The organism is Pseudobdellovibrionaceae bacterium (genome assembly GCA_015163855.1).
In the GTDB taxonomy this organism is placed as follows: Bacteria; Bdellovibrionota; Bdellovibrionia; order Bdellovibrionales; family UBA1609; genus JAAOIH01.
In genome coordinates this window covers 1-16,312 of record JAAOIK010000021.1, presented here as the reverse complement: position 1 = coordinate 16,312, position 16,312 = coordinate 1, and the positions used below count along the sequence as shown (strand labels likewise).

General features: G+C 34.9%; 19 protein-coding genes. 5 read left to right on the top strand and 14 right to left on the bottom strand.

Annotated elements, in window-relative coordinates:
* The 10 genes from HAW63_02895 to HAW63_02850 form a co-directional block, all read right to left on the bottom strand.
* A partial coding sequence (locus HAW63_02895) for an AAA family ATPase (GenBank protein ID MBE8162916.1) occupies positions 1-608 on the bottom strand: 608 nt, incomplete at its 3' end.
* Positions 609-613: 5 nt separating this feature from the next.
* Positions 614-2,083, bottom strand: coding sequence for a type II and III secretion system protein (locus HAW63_02890; GenBank protein ID MBE8162915.1), 1,470 nt, complete (start codon positions 2,081-2,083; stop codon positions 614-616).
* A 10-nt stretch (positions 2,084-2,093) separates the two neighbouring features.
* Entirely contained in the window at positions 2,094-2,966 is an 873-nt protein-coding gene (cpaB, locus tag HAW63_02885) for a Flp pilus assembly protein CpaB (GenBank protein ID MBE8162914.1), read from the bottom strand.
* Between the two features lie 51 nt (positions 2,967-3,017).
* Positions 3,018-3,521, bottom strand: coding sequence for a hypothetical protein (locus tag HAW63_02880; protein ID MBE8162913.1), 504 nt, complete (start codon positions 3,519-3,521; stop codon positions 3,018-3,020).
* A 127-nt stretch (positions 3,522-3,648) separates the two neighbouring features.
* Positions 3,649-4,272 carry a hypothetical protein gene (locus HAW63_02875; protein ID MBE8162912.1) on the bottom strand — a complete coding sequence of 208 codons (624 nt, stop codon included), beginning with the start codon at positions 4,270-4,272 and terminating at the stop codon, positions 3,649-3,651.
* Between the two features lie 4 nt (positions 4,273-4,276).
* The gene (locus HAW63_02870; GenBank protein ID MBE8162911.1) at positions 4,277-4,540 is read right to left on the bottom strand and encodes a hypothetical protein; all 264 of its coding nucleotides are present in this window, start codon (positions 4,538-4,540) and stop codon (positions 4,277-4,279) included.
* A 22-nt stretch (positions 4,541-4,562) separates the two neighbouring features.
* Positions 4,563-5,081, bottom strand: coding sequence for a hypothetical protein (locus tag HAW63_02865; GenBank protein ID MBE8162910.1), 519 nt, complete (start codon positions 5,079-5,081; stop codon positions 4,563-4,565).
* A 36-nt stretch (positions 5,082-5,117) separates the two neighbouring features.
* Complete coding sequence (locus HAW63_02860; protein MBE8162909.1) at positions 5,118-5,324, bottom strand: hypothetical protein; 207 nt, start codon at positions 5,322-5,324, stop codon at positions 5,118-5,120.
* Between the two features lie 42 nt (positions 5,325-5,366).
* On the bottom strand, positions 5,367-5,525 hold the full coding sequence (locus HAW63_02855) for a hypothetical protein (GenBank protein ID MBE8162908.1): 159 nt from the start codon (positions 5,523-5,525) through the stop codon (positions 5,367-5,369).
* A gap of 102 nt (positions 5,526-5,627) precedes the next feature.
* Positions 5,628-6,917, bottom strand: a complete 1,290-nt coding sequence (locus HAW63_02850) for an inorganic phosphate transporter (protein MBE8162907.1) — start codon at positions 6,915-6,917, stop codon at positions 5,628-5,630.
* Positions 6,918-7,017: 100 nt separating this feature from the next.
* Between HAW63_02850 and HAW63_02845 the strand changes: the two genes are divergently transcribed.
* From HAW63_02845 to HAW63_02825, 5 genes are all read left to right on the top strand, one after another.
* On the top strand, positions 7,018-7,596 hold the full coding sequence (locus HAW63_02845; protein MBE8162906.1) for a LemA family protein: 579 nt from the start codon (positions 7,018-7,020) through the stop codon (positions 7,594-7,596).
* Between the two features lie 14 nt (positions 7,597-7,610).
* Positions 7,611-8,357, top strand: coding sequence for a TPM domain-containing protein (locus HAW63_02840; protein ID MBE8162905.1), 747 nt, complete (start codon positions 7,611-7,613; stop codon positions 8,355-8,357).
* Positions 8,358-8,412: 55 nt separating this feature from the next.
* Positions 8,413-9,063, top strand: coding sequence for a hypothetical protein (locus HAW63_02835; GenBank protein ID MBE8162904.1), 651 nt, complete (start codon positions 8,413-8,415; stop codon positions 9,061-9,063).
* A gap of 17 nt (positions 9,064-9,080) precedes the next feature.
* Positions 9,081-10,238 carry a mechanosensitive ion channel family protein gene (locus HAW63_02830; protein ID MBE8162903.1) on the top strand — a complete coding sequence of 386 codons (1,158 nt, stop codon included), beginning with the start codon at positions 9,081-9,083 and terminating at the stop codon, positions 10,236-10,238.
* Between the two features lie 243 nt (positions 10,239-10,481).
* Complete coding sequence (locus tag HAW63_02825) at positions 10,482-12,794, top strand: hypothetical protein (GenBank protein ID MBE8162902.1); 2,313 nt, start codon at positions 10,482-10,484, stop codon at positions 12,792-12,794.
* A 21-nt stretch (positions 12,795-12,815) separates the two neighbouring features.
* Here HAW63_02825 and ychF read toward each other — a convergent pair whose 3' ends face one another.
* The 4 genes from ychF to HAW63_02805 all read right to left on the bottom strand — a co-directional run bounded on the left by ychF (position 12,816) and on the right by HAW63_02805 (position 16,260).
* Positions 12,816-13,919, bottom strand: coding sequence for a redox-regulated ATPase YchF (gene ychF, locus HAW63_02820; GenBank protein ID MBE8162901.1), 1,104 nt, complete (start codon positions 13,917-13,919; stop codon positions 12,816-12,818).
* Positions 13,916-14,500 carry an aminoacyl-tRNA hydrolase gene (locus HAW63_02815; GenBank protein ID MBE8162900.1) on the bottom strand — a complete coding sequence of 195 codons (585 nt, stop codon included), beginning with the start codon at positions 14,498-14,500 and terminating at the stop codon, positions 13,916-13,918. Before HAW63_02815 ends, ychF begins: the two co-directional genes overlap by 4 nt.
* 24 nt (positions 14,501-14,524) lie before the next feature.
* Entirely contained in the window at positions 14,525-15,235 is a 711-nt protein-coding gene (locus HAW63_02810) for a 50S ribosomal protein L25 (GenBank protein ID MBE8162899.1), read from the bottom strand.
* 77 nt (positions 15,236-15,312) lie between these two features.
* Entirely contained in the window at positions 15,313-16,260 is a 948-nt protein-coding gene (locus tag HAW63_02805) for a ribose-phosphate pyrophosphokinase (protein ID MBE8162898.1), read from the bottom strand.
* Between the last annotated feature and the right edge of the window lie 52 nt (positions 16,261-16,312).

Sequence of the window (16,312 nt, the reverse complement as noted above, 5' to 3'; positions counted from 1 at the left end):
AAAATGGATAAAATCTTTTTTTGCAAATTTGTCTCTATAGCACTGCCACTTAAAGCACTTTTAGAATCAAATTGGTTTACAATAATTTGGCTAACCTCTTTAGGAACAGCCTCTAGTGTAAGTTCTTTTAATTTCCGCTTGGTAGCGGCAATCGATAAAGGATCAGCTTGAGTGACTAACAATAAAGCATGAGAATTGTTAATCACTTGATTTTGTAATTCTAAAAAATTACTTCCTAAATCAATCACAATAAAATTATACTGGCTTTTTAGTGACAACAGATATTGTAAAAATTGAGAACCCGAAACAGTTAATTTTTTTTCTGAACTAAGCACGCTGGGTAAAAAAAACAAACCAGAGCTATGTTTTACAATAGCTGTGTTAATAGGGCTTGCAGAATTAGTAACTTCTTGTAAAGAGTTAGTAGGTCGTACACCCAAAATAGTATTTAAATCGCCACAGTTATAGCTGTCTAAATCAATTAACAAAGTTTTGCTATTAAGCTCTTTGTGTAAACTAATGGCCAAGTTAGCCGAAAGGGTACTTTTTCCAGCCCCACCTTTTCCGCTAGAAATTGCTATAATAAAATTGTTGTTAGTACTGCTCATATTAGTTATTGCTTTAGGTTAAATTTCTTTTTTATTTTTTCAGTGCCGGCACTCGCAGAGCTTTTTATTATTGGAGTTATAAACACAACAAACTGGCTTTGCTTTCTGCTAAAGTCTTTAGAGGCATGTAAAGGTAAAATAGGGTTTCTAACAGATTCGGCAGGTAGTTTATTAAAAAAAGTTCCCGACTCATTAGAAATTAATCCTGCTATAGCGGCACTATGTCCGTTGCGTACTACTAAGCTAGTTTTTATATTGTGCCCTGCAGTTAATGGACCTGCAGCACTTTTACTAATTAAAGAATTAACTTCAAAACCTATTTTTAGCTGAATACTATTAGAAGACGAGCTAACAATAGTAGGGGTAACATTACTTTTTAAGCCAACCTTTACAAAACTGGTACTGATGTTTTCGCCAGCTCCCGAAAGATAAGGTATTTGAGACTCGGAATTTAGTGATCCATTTACGCCGTTTTCGGTAATAATGCTTACACTTTTTAGCACACGAGCATGTCCATGTTCTTTTGCCCAGTTTAACTTTGGAAGTAAATTACTAATTGTGGCCGTTAAAGTAGAGGCGGTGCTTTTTCCTAATCCCAAATCTAGGCGTGTGTCAGAAGACAGGCTTGGCCTCCAGCTAAAAGAAAAACCTTTAGCATAATCTTTATTCATTTCTACATAGTGAAAAACTAATTGAATTAATTTTCTCTTTTTTACTGGACGGGGAGGTATTTTTACATTTATTAAATCAATAATATCTAAGGTTTGTCTTTTTTGCACTTTGCCACCATCACCTTCGTTTAATATAATGTCAGGTACATAGGTTTGCGCCAGCAAAATGGCTCTTTTTTTATCAGCTAAACTAGATACAACACCCTCTAAAAGAAATTTTCCATTAATAGCGCGAACATGCACTTCGGGGTTGTTTATAGCTCTTTCTATTAATTTAGCAATTTTGTTTTGTGCTAAAGAGCTAAGTGTAACTAAAGAACTAGCTTGGTCACCGTATTGTTTAATAACACTCAAAATACGATTCATGTCTATGGGAATTAAAATTTCACCATCTACAACAACAGTGTTGTTTATAATTTTAATATTAATGCCTTCAATGTCTTTTAGTAAGCTTTGAATGTCTTTTGCAACTTTATGTAAGTTGGTTTTTTTAATATCAATACGAAATTCATAAATGACATCGCCAGACTTAGGGCTTCTTACAAATAGTGTTCCAATCCCTGTTTTTTTTGGATAAATTCTTAATAATTTTCTTTTAGGGTTATATTGCAAGCTTAATAAAGCGCGGTAAGTCCCCCCCTTAGAAAAAGTATTTCCAGCCTTCGGAATAAGCACATCTCTGTAAACCCCCACCGATAAAGATAGGTATTTTATAGGATGCTTTTTTGCTGTTGCTAATTCTAAATTAGAAAGAGACAGGAAAATAACAGAGATTAAAAAAAGGAAAATATTTTTTTTGTACATAAATAAGTTTTTATAAATTTATAAATCCACCAGTTTTTGGTTTTGGTTTTGGTTTTTTAAATTGAGGAACTCTTGCTGGAGCTCTTTGCCTTTTTACAGGTTTAATTCTAACTTTTGAAATTCCTAAAACATTATTAATTAAAGTAGTAGGGATACGGAATTTTACATGATCGCTTGGATGCCTTAGCGTCATAAATAACGACCCTGGCGAGGTAGATAAAATATATACTAAACCTTGTGCTTCTTTTGGAGAAACTTCTACGGTAATAGTATCAAAGTTAGTATCGTTTGAAATATTTTTAATATATTCATCTCCACCTACTTTTTCGTAAAGGCGAGGTAGTTCGTTGGTTACTCTTAGGCCAGTAGCTAAAATAATTACATCTTGTAAAATTGTTTTTACTTCTTTTTTTTGTGTTCTTCCTTGTCCAACATCTAAGGCTGCTAATAAATCAATTCTGTCTCCCGGTTTAATAAGCTTTGCCACCCCTCTAACTTTATCCACAGGAAGGGTAATAGCTCTTTTGTTGGGAGCTACTTGTAAAGACAAGCCGGTTACAGGGCCAGGCTCAATAATTTTATTTTTTAAAATTTGTTCATTAGCTTGAATAGGGGTTAAAGCCACCAAGCCAATAGCATGATCGGGGTTATTAAGTGCTCCAGGCTCTATAAAATCTAATGGACGCTCTACGATTTTCAGCATAGTTTCGTTAATAGTTTCCATAGCGTTAATATGTTTTGTGGCAATAACCACTCGTTTTTTTAATCCAAATTTTTTAGTAATTTCTGCACTTTTTTCTTGAGTGTAACTATAAATTAAAAACACAGAAAATAATCCAATGGCTAAAGATATCCATAAATTTCGGGTTTCATTATTATTCATTACAACTCCTTATCGTTTTTAACTTTTCCGTTACTACTTAAGCATTAATTATTAACTGCAGTCTGAAAAATTTAGGCACATACCATAAATACTTCTTATCCAAATTTCTTTTACGCCAGTTGTTTTTTCTCGACTTTCTGAAAAAATAAAACTATGTCTGTGCTGTTCTTGTATAGAGTTAGAGGCTTTAGCTTGAGAGGGAGAAAACTTATTATAGTTAATGCTTAAAGGGTAAAAGTTGGCTACATTATTTGTTCTACTAGGTTGAGTTACTCCATGTATGCGCACACCTGTTTTGTAATAATTAATGGATTCTTTGTAAGGGTTTCCTGTGGCTAGTTCTTGATCGCGAAAATAAGTAAGGTCTGCTCTATTTCTAAAAGTTTCGAAAGCATAAGTTCTTGCGCCAATGGAGGATAAAATGCCGGAATGTACGGCCATAAAAAAGCCCCACATATTTCCTAAAATAGTCATAAAAATAATTACCAAAGGTAGCGTTTCTACAATGGCGCTTCCTTTTTTGTTCTTTATTATTTTAGTAGCATTTTGTTTCATAATTTCCTCTTCAAAGTCTTTTCGACGGATTGTGAAGAAGACTAAAGGGAGGAGAGCTAGATATTTAGCTAGTTTTTTCTTTAAGAAAAGAAAAAAACTGTTTTGTTTTGAGACAGAAAAAAGGGGGTTAGCAGCCGTTGTCAGACAGGTTTACCACCGTGCAATTGCCGCAAAGGCTCTTTAATTTTTTTGAACGCTCTTTTTGAAAGTCTTGGCATTCTTTTGTAGAGGGCTCGCGACCTAGAAAGGAGGAAACTTTGGTTTTAAACCCAGACTCTTCTTCGCCTTCGGATTGCGTACGACCAATTAACGGAAGATTAAAGGCTAGAAGCTTGGAGACAAATGGGGTAGAGGCCCCAGTAAACATTTGCACTTGGCCCAAGGCATGGGTGGTGTATTGCTGATTTTGACTTCCCGAAATAATAATTTCTGTGGAGGGGGCTATTTTAAACCAAGCTAGGTTTTTATTGTTAAAGAAGTGGCTCCAAACGGGGTGAGTTTTTAATGTATTGTATTGTAGTTCGGCTCGCTGTCGTTGCATTTTTTCGCTGGTGTGGGAGGCGTAGTAAGACCTCGCCGCACTAAAGGTAATATATTGAGTAATTTCAATAAAACTTAAGGTAAAAGATAAGGCTAAAATTAAATAAGTTAAGCCCATCACTATTAAAAAAGAAAATAAATAATCCACACTAATCATCCCTTTATTAGAGAAGGCCTTTTGTAAAAAAATATTTTTATTAATGCTTTTCATACATTTACTTTGAAGGTTTATTAGAAGCGTGTCGGGATATGGAATTAGGGTGAATAAGGCTTTCTTCAGAAGTTTTTTTAATATAACCATGGGTAACCACACTGCTAACCTGCTTCCACGGGGTAGAAATTAACGACTGTACAATGGCTTTGTCTTTAAAAACTTTAACCACCACACTAAGTACTCCTAGCAAAAGGCTTATTAGTAAAATACTTTCTACAACGGCTTGCCCAGAGTTTTTTACTATTACTAAGGATTTAAATTTCATAATTTTCCTTTAACAAAGTGTTTTAAAACAAAAAATTTATAAAACGAAACTTTAGCACAACCACAGAGCTCCAAGAAAAAAACAAAGCTACGCTAAAGGGAATACTATGTAAGTTTTTATTATCTTTTAAATCTTTAAAGTGCATTAAATTAGAAAATAAAGCGGGCAGTTGTCCAGACACCACAATTTGTGCTAACCCCAAAAGGCTGGCCCATATAAAAGAAAAAAGAAACAGTTGAAATAAAATTAAAGGGCTTAGAACCAACGATAACAAAAGTAATAATTTTAAATCGCCTGCGCCTATAATTTTTGATAATACAAAGGGCAAAACTACAATAATAGATAAAAGAATAGTAATTCCTGATCGCATTAAATGTTGCAAAAATTCAGCCCCCCCTAAGTGCCAAGCTAGTAAGCCTAAGGTTACGGGAAGTAAAATTAGTAAAAGTTTATTATGTATTTTACGGCTAGCAATATCATCAACCACGGCTAGTAGTAAAATTCCTCCAGACAATATGCTAAAAAAAGAGAAGTCATACATAAGGCATCTTAAATAAAAAAAACGGCTTTGCCAAATTTACTCGGGCTTAAGCCAAGTGGGTAGAGGGGTATCACCTTTGGTTTTATCCACAAACTGATAGCCCGTTGCAATATTTCTTTCCACTCGAGAAGCCAACACAGGGCCTGCTGTGGAAAAAATTCTTACAGGACCATTTTCTCCTAACAAAGAAGTTAGAATAATGGTGGCATATAAACTTAAAAGTAAAATGAGTTCGGTAGTCATTTTTTAAATAATAGTGCTGGTCGTTTAGCTCTGCTGAGTTTTTTATTGAAAACCATTTATGCTTGTTTCAAGCGAGCCCAACTTACCTTCTAGCGCCGTTGTAATTTTATCTTTAAATAACACAGCCACTGCAACAATAGCCACCAGAATTAAAATATATTCCGTAGTACCTTGGCCAGATTCATCGTTCACAATTTCCATAAACTTGTTTTTAATGGTATTAAATATTTTCACTTTAGCCTCCTTATGGCTTACATTGTATAAACTTTACGGGTAAGGAAGAAAGAAACTTTAATTTTCTTTTTAAGAAAACAAAAATTGAAAAATAGAGAAAAATATCAAAGACATAAGCGCTCCTGCGGGAAGGGTAATTATCCAAGATAAAAAAATCTTATTGATCATTTTGGTGTTAATTGCCTTAATGCCTTTGGCTAGCCCTACGCCCAGAACTGCCCCTACTAAAGTATGTGTAGTAGAAACGGGGATGCCCGTGGAGGACGCAATAACTACGGTTGTGGCAGCGGCTAGTTCTGCAGCAAAGCCTCGACTAGGGGTTAGGTGAGTAATTTCTTTTCCTATGGTGGCAATAACTTTATGCCCATAAGTTACTAAACCCAAAACAATCCCCCCTCCGCCAATAAGTAAAATCCAAGAGGATAAGCCGCTTTGGTTTCCAGTAATTTGTAGATTATTTATAACGCTATAAATCGCAGCCAAAGGTCCGATAGCATTGGCCACATCATTAGAGCCGTGGGCAAAAGCCATAGCACAAGCAGTGATTAACATTAGCGATGCAAAAATTTTTTCCATTTGTTTTTCTTCTTCTGCATGGCTTAGGTTTAAAGCTTTGGTGGCGCTCATTCGCTTTTTAGAAAAGCGTAAATTTTGTATTACAAAACCAATGCCCATAACAAATAAACCAAAAAAAGCAGCCAGCAAGTAATTGGTGTCAGAGGAAAGTTGCCAACCAATATGTTTAAGACCTTTAAATAAAGTCACTAAGGCTACCACAAAGCCCATTATAAAAGTGTAAACAGGAGTATATTTTTTGGCATTTTCTAAGGGTTGGTTTGTGTTGATAATAAAATATTGTAAACTTTTATAAAACAAAAAAGCTAACGAACCTGCGGTAAGTGGTGATATCACCCAACTTAGTATGATGGTTCCCACTTTGTTCCACGCTACGGCATCAAAACCTATCCCTACCGATCCAAAACCAATAACTGCTCCCACAATAGAGTGGGTTGTAGACACAGGCCAACCATAAGAGCTTGCTATAAGTAGCCAAATGCCTGCCCCCAGTAAAGAGGCGAGCATTCCATAAACCAAAAATTCAGGATTTTGTATAAAAGCACTAGTGTCTAAAATACCTTTTCTTATTGTGGAGGTAACTTCGCCACCGGCTAAAACAGCACCCATAAATTCAAAAATAACAGCAATAAAAATGGCCTGTTGAATGGTAATGGCTTTTGAACCAACCGATGTACCCATGGCGTTGGCCACATCATTAGCTCCTACACCATAAGCCATGAAGAAAGAAAAAATAATAGCTAGCAGTAAAAAAAGGTTTCCGTGATTGGCTAATATTTCCATTTTAAAGCTTTATTTTTAAAGAGTTTTGACACCTGCATTTTTTTGTTGTGTATCTTTGTGTACATGCTTTAATATAACTATATATACAAAGGAGCGAAAGGTGAAAGCAATTTTTTTTATTATTTTTTTATTGTCTGTATCTGCCTGTGGGGTGCAAAGCATTCCTAAAGCTAAAAATAAAGTGGCGTCACAGTTGGCAGAAATTAGTAATCAGTACAAAAGGCGCTTAGACTTAATTCCCAATTTAGTTAAAACGGTAAAAGGTTATGCTGGGCATGAAAAATCCACTTTGCAAGCAGTGGTAAAGGCAAGAGCCTCGGCAACTCAAGCAAAAATAGATATCAATAATTTAAACCCTGCACAAATTAAAAATTTTCAAAAAGCTCAGGCGGGGCTAGGGCAAGCTTTAGGAAAACTTATGGTGGTGGTAGAAAAGTACCCCAACTTAAAAGCCAATGCTAACTTTTTAGACTTACAGTCGCAATTAGAGGGAACAGAAAATCGCATTACCGTTGCTCGCCAGCGTTATATTAAAAGCATTGAAAGTTTTAACAACTTAGTTAGCGTTTTTCCTAGCAGTCTTACCAACAGTATGTTTTTTCATTACCAACCACTTCCACAATGGCAAGCTGACGAAAGCGCTAAAGAATTAAAAAAAACGCCTAAAGTTCAGTTTTAAGAAAAGGGAAAATTTTGTTTATTTTTAGGGCATTTTTTGTATTACTAGTTTTAAATATTTTTTCTACCACTAAGGTTTTTGCAGAAAACTTTTCTGTACCTAAGTTTACCTCCTCGGTGGTAGATAAAGCCAATTTTTTACCTCCCTTTACTCAAGATAAATTGCGCGCTATTTTTTCTATCTTACAAAAGCAAGGCATAGCACAGTTGGCTTTTTTAAGTGTAAATAGTTTAAATGGAGAAAGTTTAGAGGAAGCTAGTATTCGTGTAGTAGACCAATGGAAATTGGGTGATAAAGAAAAAGATAATGGTATTTTATTATTTTTTACAAAAAAAGAACGCAAAGTGCGAATAGAGGTGGGCCAAGGTTTAGAGGGTGTATTAACAGATGCCAAATCTTCTCAAATTATTCGCCAAGTTATTGTGCCCTTAATGAAACAAGGAAAAACCAACGAAGCAACTTTGTATGGGTTATACGCTATTGTAGAAAGCATTAGCAATAAAAACATAGCTAAACAATTATTTGGCAACTCGTTTTCTTCGCACAAAAAATTAAGAAAAAAAAAGAAATCCTCTTTTTTATTTGTTATCTTTTTATTATTTTTTTTAATGGGAGGTAGAGGAGGCTTCTTTTCTTTATTTCTAATTTCTCAACTAGGCGGTCGCAGTTCTGGTTTTGGAGGCGGCGGCTTTGGTGGAGGCGGTTTTGGAGGCGGCGGCGGAGGTGGATTTAGCGGAGGGGGAGCTTCGGGCTCTTGGTAGCTAAGCCTGTTATAAGTTTTTAAAAAAAGTAGTAAATAAAAAGGGATTATTTATCATGGCGGATTGGAAAAACATTGCATGGATTAAAAAGTACTTATCAAAAAACGATTTTGATAAAATAGAAAACGCAGTAAAGCAGGCAGAGCTTTTAACTTCGGGGGAAATTGTTCCTATGGTTGTTAAAAGCAGCTCTACCGTTGGGCATGTGCCTATTATTTTGTTTTTATTATCTTTGTTGCTGGTTAGTTTGGCTAGGCCCTATTTAGAATTACACTTTCCTTCTTATTGGTTGTTAGGTGCTTTACTTTTTATTTTAGTTTTTACTAAAGTATTATCTTCTTTTAATAGTGTGTTACGATTTTTTACTCCTAAAAGTGATCAATCTCAACAAGTGTTATTACGAGCTCAATTAGAACTGCACACCGCTAACATAACAAACACTAAAGACCAAACGGGAGTTATAATCTTTGTTTCTTTATTAGAAAGGCAAGTTTGTGTGTTGGCAGACAAAGCCATTAGCCAATATTTTAAAAAGAAAGATTGGCAAGAGGTGGTTAATTTAATTATAAAAGGTTTAAAAAACAATAATATGGCCCAAGGTTTTGAAGAGGGCATTTTAAAATGCGGACATTTATTAAAAGATAAATTTCCTATTCAAAAAAACGACATTAACGAGCTAGAAAACTGTTTAATTATAAAGGAATAAAAGGGAATTACACAAATATGTATAACTTATTGTATGAATTGCCGTATTTTGATTTTCTTATTACCCTTATAGCTAGTGTATTTTCTGGGTTAGTTGCTCGCATTGCTTTAAAAGTTTTTTTTAAACTTTTAAAAAAACTAAAATACTCAGTAGACCAAAAGCTTTTAGACCAAGTTTACAAACCTTTATCGTGGTTATTGTTTTCGTTAGTTTGGATATTTTCTTTACAATTTTTAAGTTTATCTTCTGCAATTTTACCTTTATTTAAACTAGGGTTTAAGCTTTTATTTAGTGTTGCAGCGATTTGGTTTTTTTATTCTTTCTCTTATGTTGTATCAGAAGTATTAAGCCTGTGGGCTAGTAAAACAGAAAACAATTTAGATGACGAGCTAGTTCCTTTATTTTCCAAGTTACTTAGAGTGTCGATTGTGCTTTTAGGAAGTTTAATGGCTTTGCAAAACATAGGGGTAAATGTAATGTCAGTGGTCGCTGGTTTAGGCCTAGGTGGTTTAGCCTTAGCTTTAGCCGCTAAAGATACGGCGGCTAATTTATTTGGCTCTATTATGATATTATTAGATCGCCCTTTTAAAGTGGGTGATTGGATTGTTGTGGATAATTTTGAAGGCACTGTAGAGGCCATTGGTTTTCGCTCCACTCGTTTAAAAACCTTTTATCAATCTAGTATTATTATACCCAACTCGGTTGTTGCTAATGCAAGCATTAACAATATGCAAGACCGAAGTAGCCGACGCTTAAAATTTCATTTAGGAGTGTCGTACTCAACCACTCCCGAACAAATAGAAGCATTTATGGAAGGGATAAAAAATATTATTTTAGCTCAAGACAGTACAGATAAAACATTATATTATGTGGCCTTTAATGAGTTTGGTGATTTTAGTTTAAATATTTTAGTGCAATGTTTTTTTCAAGTAGCAGACAGAAAACAAGAGTTAAAAGCTCGCCGCATTTTATGTATGGAGATATTACGACTAGCTCACAAATTAAAAATAGACTTTGCCTTTCCTACGCAAAGTTTGCATGTGGAAAGTTTTCCAGAAAAAAAGTCTAATAACACAAGCCCTTTAAGTCGTGACGAAATGATTAAAGAGTTAGGTGCGTTTTCTAAAGGCGGATCAGAATCTAAACCACAAGGTTTAGGCCTTTATAATGATTAAAGTGCTATTTTAAAAAATATTATAAAGCATTAGTATTATTTATTACAAAACGCTCTTGTACCTTTATAAGCATTCTTAATTATGTAGAAAATACAAATTCCCTGCCATTTGGCTTTTTTGGGAGCTTCTTAGATATATTGTTTTAAAGTTAGGCGATTTAAAAGCTTCCTTGCTTCATTTTGAAACAAGTTTTGGCCCGAAAATAGCTTATATACAGGTAAATAAACAGATCAAAGGATTACTATGAAATCATTTAAATCAGTTAAAGCACTTTTTTACCTAATTACAGGGGCGGTTTTTCTCTTCTCTATTAGTTGCAGTAAGGCTGGCACTGTTTTAAAGCCGTTAAATGAAAATATAAATACAGATAGTGTGGCTATTAATTTAGAAACAAATTCGGGCATAAGCCTTAAGGCGCGAAAAAATATTCTTGTAGAAGAGTTTGAAAAAGAAGGCGATTTTTCTTGTTCAGAAGTGGCCGATCGCTACTGGAGTATATTAAACAAATTTCCTTATATTGGAAATCGACCTGAGTTTAAAGAATTTTTCACTCCCAAGGTGTTAAACAAAGCTATTAAAGAAAATGTTTTTTTAAAACTAGATTTTAGAAAGATTTTTTTTACTAAAAAAGAAAGAAAAACATTATCATCGGCAAACAATGCCAATGTGGTGGAAAGCTTATTAGCCAACGATTGCACATGGTACGACACTATTTTTAAACTAAAGGCTAAAAAAACAGAAAAGCTAAAGGCTTGGTTAGATACTCCAGGTTTAAACACAAAAATATTTTCTCTTTTTAAAAAATTTCCTGCTTCTAAAAAAGGAGTTATTGCTAAAGGAAATCCTTACGGCGATTTACAAAGTATTCCTAGTTTAAAGAATTTTGAAACTTTTGAGCTGTTAAAACATATTCAAAAATCATACTATAATATAAAACAGTACTTTGTTAAGCATCCATACAAAAACTATAATGATAAAAAAGTGTTGAACGAAGTAGTTTTTAAATTAAAGCAATCATTAATTGTGTCGAAAAATACAAATGATAAATATCATAAATACTTAAGCACTATTGTGAGCTCTTTAGATGCCCATAGCCAATATCACAAACTAACTAAAGAAACTAGAGGCGATTTTCTTAGAAGCGAAGGCTCTGCAGGATTAGGGATAACGCTGTCTTGTTTTAAAGAGGGTTGTTTAGTGCATAAAGTGTTTAAAAAAGGCGGAGCTTTTGGAAAGCTAAAGGCGGGAGACTTTATTATATCAGCTAACTCTGTTAACAAAGCAGGCCTTTCTGAGAAAAAGTTTATTTCTATTCAGTTGAAAGGGGGGAAGGGCAGTGTAGTTAATTTAAAGATAATAAGAATAATAAATAATAAAGAAAAATCATTAGAGGTTTCTGTTACGCGTGACTTACTGCAAGCCAACAGATTTGATGCTAAGTTATTAGACGGTAACACCGCCTACATAAAGTTGGCTCAATTTTATAGAGCGGCCAATGGCTTTAGCTCTTCTTCGCAAGATTTTATTGGCGCTTTAGCCCAGTTAGATTCACAGGCAGATTCTTTAATTATTGATTTACAAAATAACCCTGGGGGTAGTGTTGAAGAAGTTGTTAATATACTGGCGGCTTTAACAGTTACTAAGGAAAGAGCGGTGGTTAATGAAAACCAGCAATGGAGCTGTGGAAAAGATTTAAGTCAAAGTGATACTGAGGATTCTGTGCAACTGACTTCAAAGGGTTTTTTTAAAATTCATAGAAAAAAGAAAAAGGTAGTATACGCAATGCCTATGTTAACCACTATGAATGCAGCTAAACAGTCTTCTACTCTGATCTTTTTTTGTGATACTAAGCCATACTTCCTCCAAAAGCCTATCGTGGTTTTAATAAATGAAGGTTCTGCTAGTGCTTCAGAAATACTATCTTTGGGTTTAAAAGATACAGGTAGAGCATTAATACTCGGCGCTAAGCATAGTTTTGGAAAGGGTAGCGGGCAACGCATTTTTCAAGATGATGCCTTAAGGATAACGACTTTTTTGTGGGGTTCTTTTTTAGGTACATCCATTCAGTGGAAAGGGGTGGAGTCAGATATTGTGCTACACTTTTCTGATAAAAAAAATGCTGAGGCAAAAAAATTAGCAGACAAAAAATTGCGACTAGAAAAAAACTTACCTCGAGCTTTACCACTTGTGGTAAAAATGGGATTACCTAGTATTTGGAAAGAGAATGGAGCAGTCATTTACGAAAGCTATAAAAAAGTACAAGAGTGGATACACAATTATTTGGCCAAGCCACTAAATAGATTAAGCCAAAGTAGACAAGTAGAAAAAATAAAAGAAATAGAGGCAGCTAAAGAAGAAAAAGATGAGAAAGATGAGAAAGAAGACGCTAAAGCTATGAATAAAATAGTGTTAGATGAAGCTGTTAATATTTTAAAAGATTGGAAAGCTTTAGGAAAGTATAGAAAAGCAGAAGGAAGCGTAGAAAGGCAGAAGGAAGATAAACCTTTGGAAGGTGTGGAAGTAGAAAAAAATTGGAACGATATTCAAAAAAATTAAAATTTCGATTTCTACAAAAAGCTACACATTAAATCTAAAAAATAAAATATCACCATCTTTAACTTCGTAAGTTTTGCCTTCAAGGCGAAGCTTACCAGCCTCTTTTACCGCCTGCTCACTTTTGTAATTAAATAAATCTTCGCAGTGATAAGTTTCTGCCCTTATAAAACCTTTTTCAAAATCGGTATGAATAACTCCTGCAGCTTCGGGGGCCGTATAGCCTTGCTTTATAGTCCAAGCCCTTACTTCTTTTTTTCCTGCAGTAAAATAAGTGATTAAACCCAGCATAGAGTAGGCTTTTTGAATAAGTAAATCTAGGCCCGATTGTTTTAAGCCTAAATCTTTTAAAAAATCTTTTTGCTCTTCTGGTTCTAGTTGAACAATTTCTGATTCTATGGCGCTGCACAAAGCTAAAGTTTGTGCGCTCTCTTGGTCGGCCATTTTTTGAACTTCTTTTACAAAGGGGTTGCTTTCACTATTTGCAATATCCTGTTCTGCAATATTGCAAATATATAAAACAGGCTTAAAGCTAATTAAATTCCATAAAAAAATAATTTTTTCTTCATCAGGGCTCCATTCCCCTTGTCTTACGGGCTGCCCCTGTTCTAATAAATGTAAAACCGTTTTCATAAGCTCTACTTCTTTTTTAAGAAAAGGGTCGTTGGTAGACCTTGCTTTTTTTTCACTTTTTTGTAAGCGCTTTTCCATGGAGTCTAAATCAGCTAACAGTAATTCTGTGTTAATAGTTTCTATGTCTCGGGTGGGATTAATATTTCCCTCTACATGAACAATGTTTTCATCTTCAAAACAACGAACCACATGTATAATGGCGTTGGTTTCTCTAATGTGTGATAAAAATTGATTTCCTAAACCCTCTCCCTTACTAGCTCCGGCCACTAAGCCAGCAATATCTACAAATTGTGTGCTGGTGGGAATATTTTTTTCGGGTTGTACAAATTGAATAATTTTTTCTAACCTTTCATCGGGAAGAGCAACAATTCCCACATTGGGGTCAATGGTACAAAACGGATAATTAGAAGCTTCGGCCTGTCCTTTTGTTAAAGCATTAAATAAAGTACTTTTTCCTACATTGGGCAAGCCCACAAGTCCGCATTGTAAATTCATAACTGCACACGCTTATTGTTAAAATGTTCTACTGTTTTAGTAAAGCCTTCGGTTATAAAATGCATTAAGCTGTTGTTAATGGATTTTAAAAAGCTTTCTAAAGACAAAAGCTCTTCGGGCAAAAATTTTTCTGTAACAAAATGACTAACACTGGTGTTGGGATTTTTTGGTCGTCCTATTCCGAGTTTTAGTCGAGCATAGTCTGTAGTACCTAGCTCTTGGTGAATATTTCTAATACCGTTGTGTCCAGAGTGACCATGGGTATTTTGGTATTTAAATCGTAGTAAGCCCAATTCTAAATCATCTTGAATAATTAAAATATTTTTTACAGGTATTTTGTAGTAATCGGTTAAAGCTTTAATGCTTAGTCCAGAAAGATTCATATAAGTTTGCGGTTTTGCAAAAAGAACACTTTTTCCAGCAACACTGGTTTTTAGTATGCCAGCTTGGCAGTTATTTTGAAACTGTAGTGGAAGTTTTAATTGATCTTCTATAAAATAATCTACGGCCATAAAGCCTAGATTGTGGCGAGTGTGGTTATATTCCGAAGAGGGATTTCCTAAGCCTGCGATTAAAAGCATAGTGATTTATAGTTTAAGCAAAAATTATGATTTTTTGCCTTGCTCATTGCCATCTTTTTTATTATCAGAGGCCTTGTTTTCTGAGGGAGCTTCTTTTTTTTCATCAGAAGTTTTTGCATCTGCAGAAGCAGGGGTGTCGGCAGGGCTAACGGCTTCGGAAACAACTTCTTCTATTTCTTCTTTCTTCTCTGCAACACTAGCTAAAGTGGTAGAAAGGTCTGTTAAAATTTTAATCCCTTTTAAATTTAGTTGTTCTACAGTGAAAGAGCTACCAGCGCTAAGAACCGATAAGTCTATTATAACAGATTCGGGAATATCAGCGGGAGAGCATTCTATGCTAATGCTTTTGTGTGCTATATTGGCTTCTAAATTATTTTTTTGTAATTCCTCTAGGCCTTCAAAAATTAAAGTTAAATCTACGGTAATATTTTCTTTCATGTTAAGAGCATAAAAGTCCATATGAAGAGGGTCTCTTTTTGTGGGATGAATGCTTGTGCTTTTGCAAAGTACTTTTAAACTGTTTAGTTGTTTGTCTTCAGATTGCAATTCAAAAATTTCATTATTGTATCGTGAGGCCGAGTATTTAATAGAATCTTGTATGCTAATAGAAAAAATTTTGTTGTCTGTTTTTGGTCCATAAACCACTGCAGGTACTCGTTTATCAATGCGAGTGGCTCTGGATTGTTGTCTGCCCGCATCTCTGGTAAATGTTTTGATTTTAATAAAATTGGCCATAAGTCATTCCTTAGTATAATAACGCAGTATTTTTTTACTCTTTTTCCTCTAAAGAGTCAATATTGTCGCAGTGAATATTAAAATAAGGAACTAATCGATTGGTTATTTTGAATATTATAAATGCTGTTAGCCACTAGTTCGCTAACAGACAGAACATGAATTTTTTTAGAAGCTCTTTTTAAAGGTATGGTGTCTGTAACAAAAACCTTAGTGAGTCCACTGTTTTCAATACGCTCTATGGCGGGGTCAGACAAAACGGGGTGAGTTCCCATGGCATACACGGCCTTGGCGTTGCTTTTTAACAAAACCTCTGTGGCTTGAGTTAATGTGCCTGCGGTGTCAATCATGTCGTCAATGATAATGGCTGTTTTCCCCTCCACATTACCAATAACCCGTAAGGCTTTTGCTTTGTTGGGGTTAATTCTTTGTTTATCAATAATGCCAAGGTTGCATTTTAATTTACTGGCAAAAGCCCGCGCTCGGCTTACTCCTCCTGCATCAGGGCTAATGACCACACAGTCTTCGCCAGACAAACCTTCAAGCTCTAGCCATTTTTCTGCTAAAACATTAACCGTAAATAAATTATCTACGGGGATGTTAAAAAAACCTTGTATTTGAGTGGAGTGTAAATCCACAGCTAATATTCTATTGGCTCCAGAACTTTCGCACAGTTGGGCCACAGCTTTAGCAGAAATAGGAGCTCGTGGACTTACTTTTCTGTCTTGTCTAGAATAACCATAGTAGGGCATAACCACAGTAATTTCTGTGGCAGAAGCTCTTCTTAGTGAGTCGAGCATTAAAAATAGTTCCATATAATGTTCATTAGCAGGGGGGCAGGTGCTTTGTATTACAAAACAACGGCAACCACGAACGCTTTCGTTAATTTCAATTTGAATTTCGCCATCGGCAAAACGAGAAATAGAACAATCCACAAGAGGTTTTTTAAGATGGTTTGCCACTTTTTTTGCAAATTCGGGGTTGGCGTTTCCTGTAAAAAGTTTAATTTCTGGTAGGTATTGTGGCATTTTTAGGCTTTGTCCAAAGGAAAAAAATCACCAATAAGGGATTTTTGTTTTT